Raw genomic sequence first — 16,668 nt, 5'->3', positions numbered from 1 at the left:
CTAAATTAAGTCAATATTAAAGCTCAACAACTTAAACTATTAGTTAAATTTTTAGTCAAATTTAGTTTTGCAACTATGTTTTGGTGATGAATAGTTAATGACTTATAAATGCAACTCAAAATCCAAGACTAAGAATCCTACAGAATCAAAAAAAATTAACTTGTAACTTTCATATTTCTTGCTTCCTTCTTGCTTTCAACCTATGCAAAATGTCACGAATCTCGCTAAATTACCGTGAATCTGAAACGTGAGGTTTTGGTTTGTCAGCATCGTACCTGCTTTAAGGATGGGGCAGCTAAGGTTCTCCAAAGGTTTAAATTAGAGCCAGTTGATGGAGTGATGGTAATTGGCTGTGGGTGCTTAGGCTTATGCGGCTCAGGTCCGATCGTGCTTGTAGCCGATCAGCAGGTTTACTATTGGCACGTTAAGCCTCAGGATGTCCCAGTCATTGTTAAACAGCATCTCCGCGGCGGGAAAGTGATTAAGTCTATGCTGCACAAACGGCTACATTCTGACCCAAAGGAATTTGATTAAAGTGTACTTAATGGAAAATCGATTTAATATAAGTTAGTTATAGAATAGTGAATAGTTCTATACAAAAATTAATAAAACTCAATGATTTCTGAACAATTGGCGATCGCCTCCAAACTGCATTGGACTTGGCGTGATCATCAAATAACTTACAGTGTTTCTGGTAAAGGTATCCCTTTGGTTTTAGTGCATGGCTTTGGGGCATCCATTGGGCATTGGCGTAAAAATATTCCTGTGTGGGCAGAGGCTGGATACAGGGTATATGCCATAGATTTATTGGGCTTTGGGGAGTCAGATAAGCCTGCGATCGCCTATTCTTTAGAACTATGGCAAGAACTACTCAGGGATTTTTGGCTAGCCCATATTCAAACTCCTGGGGTATTTATTGGCAATTCCATTGGGGCATTACTGAGTTTAATGATGGCAGCTAATCATTCGGAGATGGTTAAGGGTGCAGTTTTATTAAATGTGGCGGGTGGATTAAATCATCGTCCCCATGAACTAAATCCAGTTTTGGGGTTAATTATGGCTGGCTTTACAAAGTTAGTTGGTTCGCCGATTACAGGTAAATTTATTTTTAATCAAGTTCGCCAAAAACATCGAATTCGGAATACTTTGACCCAAGTGTATTGCGATCGCACTGCCATTACCGAAGAGCTTGTAGATTTACTATACTTACCTTCCTGTGATCAGGGAGCCCAAGCGGTATTTGCCTCAATTTTGACTGCACCTGCGGGTCCTAAACCTGAAGAATTACTACCTAGGGTTAACTGTCCAGTACTGGTGCTGTGGGGGGAAGCTGATCCTTGGACTCCGATCAAAGGGGCAAAGATTTTCCAAGCAATGGCAAGTCAGAAAGATATTCAAGTGATTCCGATCGCCAATACAGGTCATTGTCCCCATGATGAAAACCCCAATGCGGTTAATCCTCTGGTTCTAAACTGGTTAGGGAATTTCGCCCACATAGGTACCTAAGCCCACAGCAGTATGAATTAAGCTACCGTTTACATCCACGGCTCGGTACTGGGCGATCGCTTCGCTAATTGGCACATCTATAATTTCTCGATTTACCCATGCCACCATCCGATCGTACTTATACTGCGAGATTAAATCCACAGCCGCCACACCAAAGGCAGCCCCAAGAATCCGATCAAGGGCTGAGGGTGTACTGCCACGTTGCACATGACCAAGGGTAGTAATCCGAGTTTCCATGCCTGTCCGTCTGCTGATCTCATCACCCAAATACTGCCCAATGCCACCGTAGAGACTCTGCCCTAAGCTATTGGTATATTTTACTGGTTCACCTGAGGGGGTTTTGACAGCTTCAGCCACGATCATGGTACTAAAGTTAAATCCTTTTAAGGCTCTATTCATGAGGCGATCGCATACTTCATCTAAGCTATAGGGAATTTCTGGAATTAAGATAATATGACAGCCCCCAGCGATACCCGCACTAACGGCAATATGTCCTGCATCCCGCCCCATTACCTCTAAAATCATGACTCGACTGTGGCTAATTGCTGTATAGGTCAGGCGATCTAGTGCCTCTACGGCGACGGTGACTGCGGTATTAAAACCAATGGAGTTTTCGGTTGCACCTAGGTCATTATCAATAGTCTTAGGTACTGCCACAATATTCATATTTCCTTGCTGTGCTAACTTGCGTAAAATTGCTAAGCTGCCATCCCCACCAATTACAATTAATGCGTCTAATCCGAGGATGTGATAGCCTTCAATCATTTCTTGGGAGCGATCGATCACAGAACCATCGGGCATAGGGTAAGCAAAGGGGTTACCTTTATTGACTGTTCCTAGAATTGTGCCACCGTACCTTAAAATTCCTGATACTTTCTTAATATCTAGTAGCTCTGCCTCCACAGGACGGCTCATTAATCCTTGAGTTGCTTCTTTGATCCCATAAATTTCCATGTCATAATCACGGGCACGGCGCACAACTGCACGAATTACCGCATTTAGACCGCCACAATCTCCACCACTGGTCAATATGCCGACACGTTTGGGTTTTGTCATAATTAATTTTGCTTATTTGTCATATTGCTAGACTAATTGCCCAATTTATCACCTACCAACTTAATGGCTTGGGCAATAACTTAAAAACTTTATGATCTCTAGAGTCAAGAAGTTGAGCCATATATTAAGCAAGCTGATAGTGCCTAGATAGTAATTAATTGCTTAGGATTCAAGCCAACTAAAAATTTGTCTGACTGTAATTTGAAAAGCCTCTGCAAAAGCTGGTATAGGTAAGCGATCACTACCATCTTCAAATATATTAATCGTGCGATCAAATCCATAGACAAATACTAACTCCTCTTCAGGATCAATTAACCAACCCATCTGGGTGCCATGATTTAGACAATGCAGAATATTGCGGATAGCCTTAGTTTGGTTTTGCTCTGGCGAGAGAATTTCTATTGTCCAATCAGGAGCAATTTCAAAAAGATTAGATATACTGAGGGACAGAATAGTTAAGACATCTATAAATTGGGTAGTAATACACTTACATGATTTATTTGTCCTAATTTCTATGGCAGCTACTATACTTTACCATTGCGATCTCGGGGAATGCGTTCCCAAGTGAAAACTGAAATATCGGGAATAATTGACCGTTCACCAAAATTACAACGCAATTCAGCATAGGCACGGGCGTAATGTTGAGGCTTAAGAGCAAGGTTAATATTAGAGCCAAGATCGAGTTGAATAGTACTGTGGTTACCCTGTGGCATCGGTTTTTGGATAACTTAAATTCACAGGCAGGTTTTGTCTCTGGTAATTGCAGAAACTCGGTCAGGGTTAAAGGTTTAACGGGAGTTTGAACTATTGCTGTTAAAACGTTTGATTTTAATTATAGATTAGTTAACATTTTTAAAAAAATCCTCACTGGTCATTTATTGGTCTCGCATTATACACATTGTGTAGTTTTGGTTGACTATAGCCTTGCCATCATAAAATATGCTTGTGGTTAGTTAATAACTTTAGCAATGACAAATTTGCAAACTTGGAAATATATAGGATTAGCAGGACTAGGCACGGTCATGATCGCCTTTTACTGGCAACACTGGGAATTTGTAAGCTGGGTAATTGGCGTTATCATCGCAATCGGTTTATGGCAAAAACTAACTCCGCAGTCCGTAGAAACTGAGCCTCCCCTGACCCGCCAAAGTCTGATTAAATACCTAGAGGAAGTTAATCAAGTTATTAGTAAAATTAGCGATCGCCTCATTCAAGCTAACCTGAAATCCATTGCCGATCAAATTCAAGCCGATCTGGAACAGAATCAATTTCGGATCGCCGTATTTGGCATGAGTTCTGTGGGTAAAACTGCGGTAATTAATGCGCTGCTTCGGCAAGACCGAGGAGAACAAAATCTAGGCAAAATCGCACCCACTCTTGGCACAACCGTTTCCCAGCAAATTTATACCTATATTGATCCATTTATAGATCGCTCATCCCTACGGCGTAAGATACTTTTAATTGACACTCCTGGTATTCAAAATCGTGGCTCTTTAGGTGTAAGTCAAGAAACAGAAGCACAAACGGTTGCGGAATCTACGGATTTACTTTTATTTGTCACTGATGGAGATTTAGGGGCGATCGAGTATCAGGCTCTTATCGGTTTAAGAAAAATCGGTAAGCGGATTATTTTAGTTTTTAATAAAGTCGATCAGTATCTGCCCCCAGATCAAGATGCCATAATTGCCGAATTAAAGCATAAAACCTCTCAATTTCTCCTGCCCGATGATATTGTCGCGATCGCTGCCAACCCAGTCCCAATTACAGTTAGACAGTACGAAACCACCCATCAAGATCAACCCCAATTAATCAAAGAATGGCTAGAACCAGTTCCTCCTAATGTTGCTGCCCTTAAAACTCGGATTGAATCTATTCTTTCCTCCGAATGGGAAGAGCTAATGTTATCAAATGTAAACTCTAAACTTCAGCAACTACACAAGACTGCCCAAGCCAGTTTACAAAAAATTCGTCATCAGCAAGGGCAGGCTATTATCACCCGTTATCAGTGGATTAATGCGGGCGTGATATTTGCTAGTCCCATACCTGCCATAGATATAGTTGCCAGTGTAGCGATTAATGCCAAGTTACTAATAGAACTAAGCCAACTTTACGATCGCCAATTGGGATTAAAACAGGCACAAAAAATCGCCATGGCAATGGTAGAAATTTTAATTAAGATCGGCTGTGTAGAAGTAGCAACGGTAGCAATCGCTTCTCAAGTTTCCTACTTTATGAAAACCAATGCTCTAACCTTTGCCTTAGGAGGAACGGTACAGGCAGTTAGTGCCGCTTATTTTACATATATCGGTGGGGTTAGTTATTTAGATTACCTCGATCAAGCCCCAGAATCAGATTTTACGGTGGAAAGCATGATCAATATCTGTCGGGTAAATTTTGCCAAGATGAAAGACATGAGCTTTATTCGGGAGTTTGTTGAGCAAACCCTTGCCAATTTGTCAGTTTCTGACGCATAGTTGCAGATAGTCATAGACAAAGCATCATCCCCACAAACTAATGCACCGTAGCGGGTTTAAGATTATTTCCTCCCTTCCCCAGAAACAACAAAAGTGGTAGAGAACAAAGGAAGATAATACCCACAAAGCGAAAAACATCCGCATAGGACAGGACGGCGGCTTGGGTGTTAATAATTTGCTCTAAAGACATTAAAGCCTGCTGATAGGCAGTATGAGCGTCAGAACCTGAACTTTGAAATGCCCCCATCAGTAAATCAATCCGTTCTGTAGTTTGCAAATCGTAGGGTGTTAACTTTGTCCACAGCACATCTCGGTGAAATGCTTCCCGTTGTGCCAATAAAGTTGTCAATATCGCAATGCCAATACTTCCACCCAGTTGGCGAGTTAAGTTATAGAAACCTGAACCTGCAGAAATATCTTGTTTGGGTAAATTTCCCAAGGTTGCTAGACTTAAGGGCAGAAACATCAGAACTGTGACTGCGCCCCGCCACACCAATGGTAAGAATAAATCACTTGTTCCAGTTTGGGGGGTAATTCCTGCAAGGTTAAACATCACTAAAGCTGAACCCACTGCCCCTAGAGCAATTAAAAGACGGGGATCAACTTTGGTTGATATTTTTCCCAACAGCACCATTGTAATCGCCGATGCTAAGGCACCCGGAGCTAGTAGCCATCCTGTCTGAGTTGCCGAAAATCCTAATATGCCTTGGGTAAATAAGGGGACGGCAAATAAGGTGCCATACAGCCCCATGCCCAAAATGCCAGAGTAAATACTTCCCGCCGCTAAGGAATGATGTCGCAACACCCGTAAATCCACTGACGGAGATTTAACCTTAAGTTCACGCCAGATAAATAATGCCAAGCCCACCCCTGAGGCGATCGCTAGAAGGCAAATCCAAGTTGATTCAAACCAATCATTTTTTTCTCCCTCTTCCAGTAAAGTTTGTAAACTGCCCACAGCAACAATTAATAAACCAATACCCCACCAATCCACCGCCTGTTGTAGCGATCGCCTTTTAGAGTCGGGACGCAAAAACACGATTGCCATCACCACAGCAATTATGCCAATGGGTAAGTTAATAAAGAAAATCCACCGCCATCCCAAGGTATCGGTTAAATATCCCCCCAAGGTTGGACCGATAGCAGGACCAGAAATTACCCCAATCCCAAATACAGCCTGAGCCATACCCTGTTCCGATGGAGGAAAAGTTTCAAATAAGATTGTTTGGGCTTTGGCTAGTAATCCACCACCACATAAACCCTGTAAGATGCGCGCGAGTATCAACATTGGTAAATTCACGGCAAAGCCACATAAAACTGAAGCAATTGTGAACCCCACCATGGAAAATACAAAATATGCCTTTTTACCAAATACATCACCTAGCCAAGCGGAAAGGGGAATTAGAACCACATTGGCGATCGCATATCCCGTTACGACCCAGCCCACTTCACTCACAGTGGCACCTAGGGTTGCTTGAATATCAGTAAGAGCAACATTGACAATACTAGTATCTATTACCTCTAAAATCGCCCCCAATGAAGCTGTTAGAGCGATCGCCCATTTTAAGGGTCCTTGCACATAGCCCGCATTAGATACATTTTTAGTTAGATTAGAGTAGGAGATACGATTCGTAGCCATAAAATTTCCTGAAGAAACTAAAGAATATTGCTTCTAGCTGATTATTAGGATTCAGATAGATGTAGTGATGCCAGAAATCAATAAATTCACAGAAGCCTCCACATAGCGATCGCGACTATACCCTCGGTCAACTGCAAGCACATGACGGCGGAGCATCCCTGCCAGTAACATCCCTGTAAACTGATCCACCGCTAGAGGTAAGTCAACATCCGCACGGACTATGCCTTGATTTACACAGGTACGCAAATAGGCAATAAGTTGCTCACGCAGGGGGAGAAAATACTGTTGCAACACTTGCAGGGATTCGTGGGGATGCCGCTTTGCCTCACCAATAAACATGCGTACCAAAGCCTCGTACTCTTCGAGCATCTGGTCATGTAAGCGGGCATAGTCAAGCAGATTTTGGTGTAAATCCTCTGCCCATTGATCCTGCTGAAGCAAGGTCTCTAAGTTGAGGGCTGTGATATGTGCGGCAACTGCACCTAATAGTTGTTCCTTACTTTGAAAATGGCGAAATAGTGTAACTTCATTTACCCCTGCCACTCGCGCAATTTCACGGGTAGTTGCCCCCACAACCCCTGCGCTAGAAAACACCTCGATTGCTGCTTGAATTAACCGATCCTTAGTTTTAGTTGTGTTGCGATTTAGTTGACTCACTGATTTTATAAATTTATGCAAGTACTTACTTGCATTTTATTATACTAGCTAGCCAAGTTTAGTTTGTCAATCTCTAGCAACTTTAGGCAAATTGGTGCTGAACTAGGGCTGGATAATTAATTTCAAAAAAGTGATTAAAAGTAGTTAGCGTGATTTTAAGAACTGATCTACACCTCGGGCGATCGCTCCCGCCATGCGTTCTTGATAGCTAGGATTATTCAAATTAGCACTTTCTTGGGGATTAGTCACAAACCCAGTTTCCACCAAAATAGAAGGCATAGAAGTACGACGAATCACATGAAACCGAGCCGTACGAACCCCGCGATCACTGGCACCAGTTGTATTAATAATTTGGTTATGGACAAAATTTGCTAACCGTCCACTCAGGGTAGCTCCGGGGGCATAGTAGGTTTCAATACCACTAATTTGGCTTTGCCTTGCCTCTAGCGAATTAGCATGAATACTCACAAAGGTATCGGCATTAACTCTTTCCGCAATATCAACCCTAGGCTGTAGTTCCACTTCAGTATTGTCCGTACGGGTATAGATAACGGTGTAGCCCATTTCCTGCAAAATCCGCCCTAATTTTAAGGCGATCGCCAAAACCACATTAGCTTCATAGATACCATTACCCACTGCGCCAACGTCATTACCACCATGACCGGGATCAAGGACAATTACGCCCTTACCACGATTAGCCACATTAGGGGCTGGAATTACCCTTGGTGTGGGTGGAGAAGTTCTAGGAGGATTTGCAGGGGGATCAGTAATCGGGAGATTTGGGTCGAGGTAACTGGGAATAGGGGGATTTTGTGAAATATTTGGATTTGCTCTATTGATACTGGCATTTGCATTACTATTCTGAGGCTGATACAACTGCACATAAATCTGTTGGGGATCGGAGCGAGCATCTTCACGAATCCGCCAGCCCACACTAGGACGTAAGCCAATTACCACAGAACTTCCTACTTGAGTCATTCTGATCGCATCTAAAGCAGTACCATCAAGGCTAGGACGAACTAATTGCGGAGAAATCTTGGCATTATTAATGGTGATGTTATAGGTACCACTGGGGACATCTTCGGTACCAAGATAGGTAAAAGGTTGATTGGTTTGGATTAAAAGCTGCCCAGACTGAGTAAGGTTTAGCTTTTGAATTAGGGTGAGGTTATCACTATTGTTATTGGCATTAAGTCCAGAATTTGATGGCGGTGGATTGAAAAGAGATGGTCGAGGTGGCGGATTATTTGCGATCGCATTGGTGGGTCGAATAATTACAGCCCCACGATTAGGAGTAAAAATTGCTTCCCAGTCTACCGTACTAGTTTCGCTTTGGGATTCAAAATCTAAAACAATGCGGGCAGTGGGAGGATTTTGTTGATTTTGTCCAATTCTCACCTGCCTAACTCCGTAACGATTAATGGGAATTACGGCTTTGTGTAAATTAGGCGGAACTACGGTACCAACCAAATCTATAACTAGGCGATCAGGGTTAATAGCTCTTTGGCTCAGAATTTTGGGATTACCATTGATTAGTAACACTATCCCTTCAGGGGTATTTTGAACTCCCCGCAGTTGTAGACCCGTAGCTTGGGCATATAAAACCCGATCATCTTGGCTTTGAGCTACCGCTTTTTCCCCATACCCAGTCAGAAGGATACATAGACTTAGGGATATTGATAGGGATGAATGACGATACCTCAACATTGACGATTAGAATTGACGGCTAGAATTGACACTAGAAAAATCAGGAAAGTAGTTCAACGGGCTCTGCGGTCTCGATTAAAGATGATTCCTCAACTGTAAATGGCGTTGGTAATAATTCTACATTCTGCACTAGGGGTTTATTCCCTAACCAACGACTGGAAACCTCCGCAAATTGTTCAGCATCACCACTGACATAAAACTTGGTAACAGCATTCTTACGAGAACTGCGATCGCGCAAACCTAAAATGTCTAACTCCTGATTGACAGCCTTAACGACATACTTGGCGGGGTCAATAAATTTAACATAGGGCGGGAGAATTTGTTTGAATACTTCAAGCAAGTGGGGATAATGAGTACAGCCCATCACTAAAGTATCAATTTCCGCCTCAATTAATGGAGTTAGATAGTTTTTCGCAATTTCATAGGTATAGGGATCGTGTATCCGATCTGCCTCAATCAATGGGACAAATTCAGGACAGGCAACTTGCCATACCTGAGATTGCTTGTGGGTTTCGGTAATCGCATTGACATAAGCCATACTATTAACCGTGGCTGTAGTCGCAATTACACCGATGCGTTGACCATACTTAATTGCCGCCTTAGCAGCAGGTAAAATTAAACCAATCATGGGTAAGTCAAACTGCGATCGCACAGTTTCAATCGCCAGGGCAGAACTAGTATTGCAAGCCATAACTACCATTTTTACCTGTTGAGTTTGCATCCAACTTAAGATTTGCTGGACGAACTCAATAATTTCTGACTGCGGACGAGAACCCCACGGTACCCTAGCAGTATCAGCAAAGTAAACTATTTTTTCGTTGGGCAGTTGACGTTTTAGCTCTTGTAATACAGTTAAACCACCCACACCGCTATCAAAAATGCCGATAGGTTGCTGGTTAGTGTAACTCCTCACACGTTGCCAATTTGAAACCATTCTTTTCCTCACATTCTCATTGCACACAGTAAACCACAATTTTTAAAATTTGGCATGACTATTATTAATTTGACTATTAATTTGATCGACTAATTTGCTTCAGTCTGAATATGCAGGTGGCTTAAAAAAATTTGGATATATCATCTAGGAAATCTTCTAAGGTTTCAGATGAACCTAAGTCTTGAGGAATTTGTGGCTTAGAGGTGGCAACGGCAATCGCTCCCCCTGACCAAGGAATCATGGCAAAGTAATCCTGAACCGTCAAAGTCATGGCGGAAGATGAAGACTGATTTGTGAGGATGGGACGATTTTCCCAATTTACACCCTGCCAAAAAGCCTTAACCGTCTGCCCCAGAAACTTTTGATTAGTCATTACCTAGTTAGCCCTCCATCGCGCAGGCGACGCTCAATATCCCGACTAGTTGCTCCTTCATTTAACCAAAAAGATGCTGCATCAATGCGATCACCACCACCCAACAAAAACTTACAGAAATTTTCGCCCATGGAATAGCACTGAATCTCGATACAGTCTAGCTTTTTATTTACTAAATTGGTAAAAAACCCTGAAAATAAACCCGCATACAGATGACAAACTGGTTTGCCCACATCCCCAAGGGTACGCGCCACCGCCGAATCATAGATACTAATAAACATAAATCCCTGCTTGCGATCGCTCATATCCATATTCCAACGCCCCCAACCCTGAGCTGCAAAGGGCCACCACCAAGTTTCTAGTAAAAATGGTAAATTGGTTTGGCGAATACTACGGTTAAAATCTTTCTCAAACCACTGGGCAAAAAACTCTGAGTCTTGTCGCCCCCATTCACAGCCAATGGAGTACATCACCGAGGCAGAGGCTTCCCCGACCTCTTCTTCTAAACCCTCTTGCAAACCAATAATAAAATCTTCACTAGTTAATACATTACGCATACCGTTCCAGTCCAAGATTACACCCTGTTCAGAATTAAGGGTAAAAAAGTCTTGCAAGCTATAGTGACTTTGGATCGTGCGGCTTTTAGCGATCGCATTACCTAAACCTGCTGTGCTGATAGTCATTTTAGATTTCCTATGTATAGTTAAATTATAGGCTGATGTTACGCAATATATTTTATAGGACTTGAGCTAGGGGAGTTGAAGGGCAGAGGCAAAAACTTAACTCCAGCTAAACTTGATTTTAGTACTGGGTGGATATACCGCGTAAGGTGATCTTTAATTTGGAATGACCTTATATTCTTTATTAAGGATTAAAGCTATTTCAGGCTCTTTTAGTTTGAGACAACTGTTCCCCAATCCGAAAATCTGTACTTTCCAACTGGCGCACCATTGAACGGGTGATTAGCTGCCCCACTTCCACTAAAGTTTGTCCCGTTACAGGGTGGAGCATTGGCTTTTCACAGCGTCTGCCAATTAAAGCCTCAATATCCTGAATTGACTGAATATACATCCCCACAGGTAGCTCTACAACTACTCCCTCTGCCATTACCTTAGCTTGACAAGCAAGACGAGAATTAGGTGTACAGGTGGTGATTACCTCTAGGGTACGCTGCTCTCGCTTCCCAATGGGACTTAGAGAATTCATACCCTCTTGGATATAGACATGACAGGTCGCACACATTCCCCGTCCGCCACACTCCTTGAGAATATTTAAATCTTCCTGCATTAACACCGAAAGCAGGTTGCCGTTGGTCTCTATATCCGCTTCTTGAGCGATTGGTTCAATTCTGACTCGTTTTGACATTGATATTCTGCCCCATAGCTCACTTACTAAGTTTAGCCTAGATTTTATGGTAGTTTTAGCAAATCTCACTCCCTAAATCCTTTGAAATCCGCTCAATCCTATCAAGTTTTAAAAACAAATATTCAAGCTACCAGCTACAACGATGCCTGCGATCGCATTGAAGGATGGGTAAATGCTGAAAAATCCTGTTATATAGTGGCTGCTAATGTCCATGTGGTCATGACTGGTTATTGGGATCGAAAGTATCAAAGGGTCTTGGATCATGCCGATCTAGTTACCCCCGATGGGATGCCACTAGTCTGGGCATTAAGATTACTTGGAGCAACCCAGCAACCCCGAGTATATGGTCCTGATTTAATGTTGGCATGGTGCGATCGCAGTTGTAATTTGGGCTATTCCATCTATCTCTATGGCAGTACAGAGCAAACCCTAGAAAACTTAAAGCAAAATCTCAAACAAAAATTTCCCACCTTGGCGATCGCTGGCTCCTATTCACCCCCTTTTACTTCGGAATCTAATCTCAGAGATCAACTGGAGCAGGACTGTAACTTGATTAAAGCTTCTGGTGCCAAAGTTATATTTGTGGGTTTAGGTTGTCCCAAGCAGGAATACTGGATGGCTGAAGCCCAAGGTAAAATTAATGCGGTGATGATTGGTGTGGGGGCAGCGTTTGATTTTCATGGGGGACAGGTAACTCAGGCACCACGGTGGATGATGGGTTCGGGGTTAGAGTGGTTATACCGTTTGCGTCAAGAACCACAGAGACTCTGGCGTAGATATTTGATTAATAACCCTATTTTTATAATTTTATTTCTGATCCAATTTATAAAACAAAGAATTAAAACAAAGAATATAGCCGAGATTTAAGACATGACTTTATCCACAACGTTATCTCAATGGGACTGCTTACTTAAAAATTTAGGTTGTTGGCAGGGTTCCTTTACCCGTATCTCTCCCAATGGTGAATTTATTGAAGATATTCCCAGCGAAACTATCCTAGCAGGAGGAAATGAGAATAAGGCAATTCGTCAAACTATTCGCCAGTTCTACCCTAGTGGCACTCAAGAACGAAATTTAGAATATAGTTCCTTAGCCCGTAGCGTCCTCTTCTTTAGCAATGGAGCTTTTTCCCAAGGTTCAATCCAGTTAGGGTTTAATAGTGAATTTGGAGCAGAACTAGGACTAATTTATGGCAATTCCCGCCGCCGTTTGGTGCAGTTATTTAACCAAAAGGGAGAACTCGATCGCCTGACCTATATTCGTGAAAACTTAGAAGCTAAAGAGCCGACCTTATCCCAAGATATTAGCTGGGAAAAATTACAGGGAAAATGGCAATGTGAGGTACTAACTTTATATCCCGATTGGCGATCGCCCGATCAATTCACCACAGAAACTAGATGGGAAAATCAAACTCGCATTTCTACTATTGGTAATAAATTGGAGGGCAATATTAAAGTTCTATTTTTGCCTGACGGTGTAGCTTCGGTTTGTCCCACTCAAACTAAATTAAGAAGGCCTGTGACCTTAGAAGTTTTGTGGCTAGTTAAGCCTAATATCTATCACCAAATGATTCGCCATTATGATGAACGCGGAGGATGGGTCAGTTTAACCTTGGCGATCGCTTCTCGTATTCTGCCGTAGTTTATGGTAAATATTTTTTATCTAAGACTTGCTCAGGCGTGAACGGAGAATCTATTGGAAAAACATCGATCTCTAAACCAGTTTCAGCACTGGCTAATTCTTTAGCAGCTTCATAGGCTTCCGTAAACACTTCCAGGAAATATCCTTTCAAACTAGGACTGCTCGTTAAGGCATCAGATAATCTCTGACGATGTTCAACTACAGTATAAAGCCAACTATTGGAACGCTTTGCAGGTTGATATTTATACTTCAATAAATGCATCAGGAGAATTTTGAGATTGCTTTTTAGCGATCGCCTCTGACTATTACTCATATCCTCAATTTCTTCTAAGAGATTCTTCATGTCTAAATCATCAAATCTACCTGCTCGTAATAAACTTGATGCCTTTTCTACCCACAGGCAAAAGTCTTGCTCATATAGATCATGATGGGAATTTACTTTAGACTGATGAGATGCGATTACCATAGTTATCGGAAGAATATCTACTAAGCTTCGATCCTAGCATAGGTATTAGAGATCGTTTCTCGTATCTTGCCATAGCTGAATTTTAGGGTAATTTCCTTAACCCAGTCTCTGTTAAGCTGCTAGGATCAGAGCTATGTTATCCCAAATTTCTCAAACCACCTATCGGGCGGTATTACGTCCTTTACTGTTTGCCTTAGACCCCGAACTAGCTCATAGTTTAGCGATCGCCACGGTGCAGACCGTTGGTAATTCTAGCCCCTTGCAATCTGTAGTGAGTCGGTTTCTAAAATATGAAAATCCTCGATTAAGCCAAAATATTATGGGTATTAACTTTGCAAATCCCATTGGTTTAGCCGCAGGTTTTGATAAAAATGCGATCGCTATTGGTGGGTGGTCTAGTTTTGGCTTTGGTTTTGCTGAAGTGGGCAGTATTACTTGGCATGGGCAAAGTGGAAATCCTCAACCCCGACTATTTCGCTTACCCAAGGATGAGGCAATTATCAATCGTATGGGATTTAATAATATTGGGGCAGAAGCGGTGGCTGAGTTTTTAAAAACCTATTATCAGCAGTACAAACCCAGTATTCCCATAGGTATTAATCTCGGTAAATCCAAAATTACGCCTTTATCTGAAGCAAAAAATGATTATGTTGCCAGCTTTAAGTTACTCAAGGATTTTGGAGATTACTTTGTTGTTAATGTTAGCTCTCCCAATACCGTAGGCTTACGAGATTTACAGGCGGTCGATACTCTGCAAGAAATTATCCAAACTTTGCAAGCTGAAAACTTTGAACATAAGCCCTTACTGGTCAAAATTGCCCCCGATCTGAATGATGAAGATATCCAAGCAGTTGTGCAGATGAGTATGCAAAATCAAGTAGCGGGAATAATTGCCACCAACACCACGATCGCTCGTCAAAATCTTCAAAGTCCCGAATCCCTTACTAAGGAAATTGGCGGATTAAGCGGGCAACCTGTAAAAAAGCGATCGCTAGAAGTAATAAAGCTCATTAATCAAATCTCTCAAGGTAGTATTACCATCATTGGCGTGGGCGGGATTGCCTCAGCACAGAATGCTTGGGATAAAATCACGGCGGGAGCATCTTTGGTGCAATTATATACGGGACTGGTTTATGAGGGCTTACCCATTGTTAAGCAAATTTCCGCAGGCTTAGTTCAAAAGTTAGACCAGTTTGGGTTGTCTCATATTTCCGAAGCTGTAGGTAAAACATTTGCATAATGGTCATCATAATAATCAAAAGTTAGCAATAATGTTGAAGTTGATCTAGAAAAACTAAATGAATTTAACTTCACCATTACGAGTTGGCATTGTCGGCACTGGCTTTGCGGCTAAAACCAGAACAGAACTCTTTAGCCAAGATCAACGGGTACAGGTAAAAGGCATAGCTGGTAATTGGGATCGGGTGCAGGCGATCGCCCAAGAATTTAATACTAAGGCTTATGAATTTTGGTCAGAACTGGTAATCCAACCTGATTTAGATGTAATCGTCGTATCCACTGTGAATCGAGAGCATGGAGCTATAGTGAGGCAGGCATTAAATACAGGTAAGCATGTGGTGGTGGAATATCCGCTCTGTTTAGGACTTGCTGAGGCAAAAAGCCTGGTAGAGTTGGCAAACCACAAAGATTTAATGCTGCACATCGAGCATATTGAGCTTTTAGGCAAAGTTCATCTCTTAGCAGCTCAGGCACTTCCCACAATTGGCGAACCCTATTATATTCGCTACGCCACCACTACGCCCCAGTGTCCTGCCCCAGATAAATGGACATATATGCCAGAGCTATTTGGATTTCCTCTAGTAGCTGCCACCTCAAGGATTCACCGACTGACAGCCATGTTTGGTAAAGTTAGTTCGGTCACTTGTCAGCTTAGTTATCTGGGCGATGATTTACCCCGCAGGTTTAGTTCTTGTATTTGTAATGCTCAGTTAAAATTTACCAATGGAGCGATCGCCGATGTCAGTTATAAAAAAGGGGAAAGTTTCTGGACATCGGAACGCAGCCTCGAAATTCAAGGTACAAAAGGAGCAATCGTTTTTGCTGCCGACTCAGGTAAATTAATCACAGTTGATGGAGAAGTACCCTTAATTGCCGAAGCTCCCAAAGGTTTATTTAAGCAAGATACCCAAAATGTCATCGATCATCTTTTAGATGGTAAGCCTCTTTATACCAATGCTGACAGCGCAGTCTATGCCCTAGCAGTTGCCTGTGCGGCGGAAAAATCTGCGGCTCTTGGTCAAACTGTAATCGTTTAAAGAGCTAAAATACTGCTAATACCAAATCGAAGAGTATAGGCTACAGATGGTATAAATATATAAACCGAGTTCAAAGAAAAAAATGGCAGGAGTATACAAATTAGAGATCAAAGAAAGTGAAGAAGAGCTAAAACATATGCTGAGAGTGCAAAAGACCGCATCAGATAAAGAAAGAATTCAGATGCTGTATCTGTTAAAAACAAAACAAGCAAGCACAATCCAGACAGCATCGACAATACTGGGACGGCATCGAGTTACATTGCAAGATTGGTTAGGGAATTGTCGCAAAGGGGGAATAGTAGGACTAAACCTAGAACAGGGCGAAAACAGAGTATTCCACAATGGGCGCAGAAAGCATTGATAAAAAAGCTGGAAGAAGCAGAAGGCTTTGAAAGTTATGGGCAGATCTGCCAATGGTTAGAGAACCAATTAGGAATCAAATCAAACTATAAAACTGTGCATCATCTAGTCCGATATCGGCTGAAAGCCAGACCGAAAGTGACACGTCCAGTCAGTGCAGGAAAGTCAGAAGAGCAAGTAGAAGCATATAAAAAAACCTTGCCAGTATTATAAG

20 protein-coding genes are annotated in these 16,668 nt (G+C 42.2%); 9 read left to right on the top strand and 11 right to left on the bottom strand.

Going from position 1 to position 16,668, the window contains the following annotated elements; all coding sequences use genetic code 11:
- Nucleotides 1-234 precede the first annotated feature (234 nt).
- Complete coding sequence (locus tag SYN7502_RS13260) at nucleotides 235-534, top strand: (2Fe-2S) ferredoxin domain-containing protein (protein WP_015169299.1); 300 nt, start codon at nucleotides 235-237, stop codon at nucleotides 532-534.
- Nucleotides 535-615: 81 nt separating this feature from the next.
- Complete coding sequence (locus SYN7502_RS13255) at nucleotides 616-1,506, top strand: alpha/beta fold hydrolase (RefSeq protein WP_015169298.1); 891 nt, start codon at nucleotides 616-618, stop codon at nucleotides 1,504-1,506.
- On the opposite strand, the gene SYN7502_RS13250 is transcribed toward SYN7502_RS13255, so the two are convergent.
- The 3 genes from SYN7502_RS13250 to SYN7502_RS21560 form a co-directional block, all read right to left on the bottom strand.
- Complete coding sequence (locus SYN7502_RS13250; RefSeq protein WP_015169297.1) at nucleotides 1,477-2,562, bottom strand: ATP-dependent 6-phosphofructokinase; 1,086 nt, start codon at nucleotides 2,560-2,562, stop codon at nucleotides 1,477-1,479. The genes SYN7502_RS13255 and SYN7502_RS13250 overlap by 30 nt on opposite strands.
- A gap of 162 nt (nucleotides 2,563-2,724) precedes the next feature.
- The gene (locus tag SYN7502_RS21565; protein ID WP_465245765.1) at nucleotides 2,725-2,958 is read right to left on the bottom strand and encodes a Uma2 family endonuclease; all 234 of its coding nucleotides are present in this window, start codon (nucleotides 2,956-2,958) and stop codon (nucleotides 2,725-2,727) included.
- A gap of 128 nt (nucleotides 2,959-3,086) precedes the next feature.
- On the bottom strand, nucleotides 3,087-3,275 hold the full coding sequence (locus tag SYN7502_RS21560) for a Uma2 family endonuclease (RefSeq protein ID WP_465245761.1): 189 nt from the start codon (nucleotides 3,273-3,275) through the stop codon (nucleotides 3,087-3,089).
- Between the two features lie 255 nt (nucleotides 3,276-3,530).
- Between SYN7502_RS21560 and SYN7502_RS13240 the strand changes: the two genes are divergently transcribed.
- Nucleotides 3,531-5,036 carry a GTP-binding protein gene (locus SYN7502_RS13240; RefSeq protein ID WP_015169296.1) on the top strand — a complete coding sequence of 502 codons (1,506 nt, stop codon included), beginning with the start codon at nucleotides 3,531-3,533 and terminating at the stop codon, nucleotides 5,034-5,036.
- A 37-nt stretch (nucleotides 5,037-5,073) separates the two neighbouring features.
- Here the strand turns inward: SYN7502_RS13240 and SYN7502_RS13235 are convergent, their stop codons facing one another.
- The 7 genes from SYN7502_RS13235 to SYN7502_RS13205 all read right to left on the bottom strand — a co-directional run bounded on the left by SYN7502_RS13235 (nucleotide 5,074) and on the right by SYN7502_RS13205 (nucleotide 11,711).
- Nucleotides 5,074-6,675, bottom strand: coding sequence for a DHA2 family efflux MFS transporter permease subunit (locus SYN7502_RS13235; protein WP_015169295.1), 1,602 nt, complete (start codon nucleotides 6,673-6,675; stop codon nucleotides 5,074-5,076).
- Between the two features lie 51 nt (nucleotides 6,676-6,726).
- Nucleotides 6,727-7,332, bottom strand: a complete 606-nt coding sequence (locus SYN7502_RS13230; RefSeq protein ID WP_015169294.1) for a TetR/AcrR family transcriptional regulator — start codon at nucleotides 7,330-7,332, stop codon at nucleotides 6,727-6,729.
- Nucleotides 7,333-7,476: 144 nt separating this feature from the next.
- Complete coding sequence (locus SYN7502_RS13225; RefSeq protein ID WP_015169293.1) at nucleotides 7,477-9,039, bottom strand: N-acetylmuramoyl-L-alanine amidase; 1,563 nt, start codon at nucleotides 9,037-9,039, stop codon at nucleotides 7,477-7,479.
- A gap of 40 nt (nucleotides 9,040-9,079) precedes the next feature.
- On the bottom strand, nucleotides 9,080-9,973 hold the full coding sequence (murI, locus tag SYN7502_RS13220; RefSeq protein ID WP_015169292.1) for a glutamate racemase: 894 nt from the start codon (nucleotides 9,971-9,973) through the stop codon (nucleotides 9,080-9,082).
- Between the two features lie 121 nt (nucleotides 9,974-10,094).
- Complete coding sequence (locus SYN7502_RS13215; protein ID WP_015169291.1) at nucleotides 10,095-10,346, bottom strand: hypothetical protein; 252 nt, start codon at nucleotides 10,344-10,346, stop codon at nucleotides 10,095-10,097.
- A complete protein-coding gene (locus SYN7502_RS13210) occupies nucleotides 10,346-11,029 on the bottom strand; it encodes a V4R domain-containing protein (protein WP_015169290.1) in 684 nt (227 codons plus the stop codon). Before SYN7502_RS13210 ends, SYN7502_RS13215 begins: the two co-directional genes overlap by 1 nt.
- Before the next feature lie 199 nt (nucleotides 11,030-11,228).
- Nucleotides 11,229-11,711 carry a 2Fe-2S iron-sulfur cluster-binding protein gene (locus SYN7502_RS13205; RefSeq protein ID WP_015169289.1) on the bottom strand — a complete coding sequence of 161 codons (483 nt, stop codon included), beginning with the start codon at nucleotides 11,709-11,711 and terminating at the stop codon, nucleotides 11,229-11,231.
- An 81-nt stretch (nucleotides 11,712-11,792) separates the two neighbouring features.
- On the opposite strand from SYN7502_RS13205, the gene SYN7502_RS13200 reads away from it, so the two are divergent.
- Nucleotides 11,793-12,578 carry a WecB/TagA/CpsF family glycosyltransferase gene (locus SYN7502_RS13200; RefSeq protein ID WP_015169288.1) on the top strand — a complete coding sequence of 262 codons (786 nt, stop codon included), beginning with the start codon at nucleotides 11,793-11,795 and terminating at the stop codon, nucleotides 12,576-12,578.
- A 3-nt stretch (nucleotides 12,579-12,581) separates the two neighbouring features.
- Nucleotides 12,582-13,352 carry a DUF3598 family protein gene (locus SYN7502_RS13195; RefSeq protein ID WP_015169287.1) on the top strand — a complete coding sequence of 257 codons (771 nt, stop codon included), beginning with the start codon at nucleotides 12,582-12,584 and terminating at the stop codon, nucleotides 13,350-13,352.
- A 1-nt stretch (nucleotide 13,353) separates the two neighbouring features.
- Here SYN7502_RS13195 and SYN7502_RS13190 read toward each other — a convergent pair whose 3' ends face one another.
- Entirely contained in the window at nucleotides 13,354-13,818 is a 465-nt protein-coding gene (locus tag SYN7502_RS13190) for a DUF29 domain-containing protein (RefSeq protein ID WP_015169286.1), read from the bottom strand.
- A gap of 133 nt (nucleotides 13,819-13,951) precedes the next feature.
- On the opposite strand from SYN7502_RS13190, the gene SYN7502_RS13185 reads away from it, so the two are divergent.
- The 4 genes from SYN7502_RS13185 (at nucleotide 13,952) to SYN7502_RS20660 (ending at nucleotide 16,667) form a co-directional block, all read left to right on the top strand.
- On the top strand, nucleotides 13,952-15,058 hold the full coding sequence (locus tag SYN7502_RS13185; protein ID WP_015169285.1) for a quinone-dependent dihydroorotate dehydrogenase: 1,107 nt from the start codon (nucleotides 13,952-13,954) through the stop codon (nucleotides 15,056-15,058).
- A gap of 58 nt (nucleotides 15,059-15,116) precedes the next feature.
- The gene (locus SYN7502_RS13180; RefSeq protein ID WP_015169284.1) at nucleotides 15,117-16,094 is read left to right on the top strand and encodes a Gfo/Idh/MocA family protein; all 978 of its coding nucleotides are present in this window, start codon (nucleotides 15,117-15,119) and stop codon (nucleotides 16,092-16,094) included.
- Nucleotides 16,095-16,176: 82 nt separating this feature from the next.
- A complete protein-coding gene (locus SYN7502_RS20665; RefSeq protein ID WP_210391289.1) occupies nucleotides 16,177-16,455 on the top strand; it encodes a helix-turn-helix domain-containing protein in 279 nt (92 codons plus the stop codon).
- On the top strand, nucleotides 16,452-16,667 hold the full coding sequence (locus SYN7502_RS20660; RefSeq protein WP_210391275.1) for a winged helix-turn-helix domain-containing protein: 216 nt from the start codon (nucleotides 16,452-16,454) through the stop codon (nucleotides 16,665-16,667). Before SYN7502_RS20665 ends, SYN7502_RS20660 begins: the two co-directional genes overlap by 4 nt.
- The last annotated feature ends 1 nt before the right edge of the window (nucleotide 16,668 follow it).

The sequence above is a fragment of the Synechococcus sp. PCC 7502 genome, assembly GCF_000317085.1.
GTDB lineage: Bacteria > Cyanobacteriota > Cyanobacteriia > Pseudanabaenales > Pseudanabaenaceae > PCC-7502.
This window is presented reverse-complemented; position numbering and strand designations above follow the sequence as displayed.

What these genes read in the sequence shown, in the direction of transcription:
- SYN7502_RS13185 (WP_015169285.1), top strand. Translation starts at nt 13,952, where the DNA reads ATGTTATCCCAAATTTCTCAAACCACCTATCGGGCGGTATTACGTCCT.
- SYN7502_RS13195 (WP_015169287.1), top strand. Translation starts at nt 12,582, where the DNA reads ATGACTTTATCCACAACGTTATCTCAATGGGACTGCTTACTTAAAAAT.
- SYN7502_RS13250 (WP_015169297.1), bottom strand. Translation starts at nt 2,562, where the DNA reads ATGACAAAACCCAAACGTGTCGGCATATTGACCAGTGGTGGAGATTGT.
- SYN7502_RS13180 (WP_015169284.1), top strand. Translation starts at nt 15,117, where the DNA reads ATGAATTTAACTTCACCATTACGAGTTGGCATTGTCGGCACTGGCTTT.
- murI (WP_015169292.1), bottom strand. Translation starts at nt 9,973, where the DNA reads ATGGTTTCAAATTGGCAACGTGTGAGGAGTTACACTAACCAGCAACCT.
- SYN7502_RS13255 (WP_015169298.1), top strand. Translation starts at nt 616, where the DNA reads ATGATTTCTGAACAATTGGCGATCGCCTCCAAACTGCATTGGACTTGG.
- SYN7502_RS13225 (WP_015169293.1), bottom strand. Translation starts at nt 9,039, where the DNA reads ATGTTGAGGTATCGTCATTCATCCCTATCAATATCCCTAAGTCTATGT.
- SYN7502_RS13240 (WP_015169296.1), top strand. Translation starts at nt 3,531, where the DNA reads ATGACAAATTTGCAAACTTGGAAATATATAGGATTAGCAGGACTAGGC.
- SYN7502_RS13210 (WP_015169290.1), bottom strand. Translation starts at nt 11,029, where the DNA reads ATGACTATCAGCACAGCAGGTTTAGGTAATGCGATCGCTAAAAGCCGC.
- SYN7502_RS13205 (WP_015169289.1), bottom strand. Translation starts at nt 11,711, where the DNA reads ATGTCAAAACGAGTCAGAATTGAACCAATCGCTCAAGAAGCGGATATA.
- SYN7502_RS21560 (WP_465245761.1), bottom strand. Translation starts at nt 3,275, where the DNA reads ATGCCACAGGGTAACCACAGTACTATTCAACTCGATCTTGGCTCTAAT.
- SYN7502_RS13190 (WP_015169286.1), bottom strand. Translation starts at nt 13,818, where the DNA reads ATGGTAATCGCATCTCATCAGTCTAAAGTAAATTCCCATCATGATCTA.
- SYN7502_RS13235 (WP_015169295.1), bottom strand. Translation starts at nt 6,675, where the DNA reads ATGGCTACGAATCGTATCTCCTACTCTAATCTAACTAAAAATGTATCT.
- SYN7502_RS20665 (WP_210391289.1), top strand. Translation starts at nt 16,177, where the DNA reads ATGGCAGGAGTATACAAATTAGAGATCAAAGAAAGTGAAGAAGAGCTA.
- SYN7502_RS13215 (WP_015169291.1), bottom strand. Translation starts at nt 10,346, where the DNA reads ATGACTAATCAAAAGTTTCTGGGGCAGACGGTTAAGGCTTTTTGGCAG.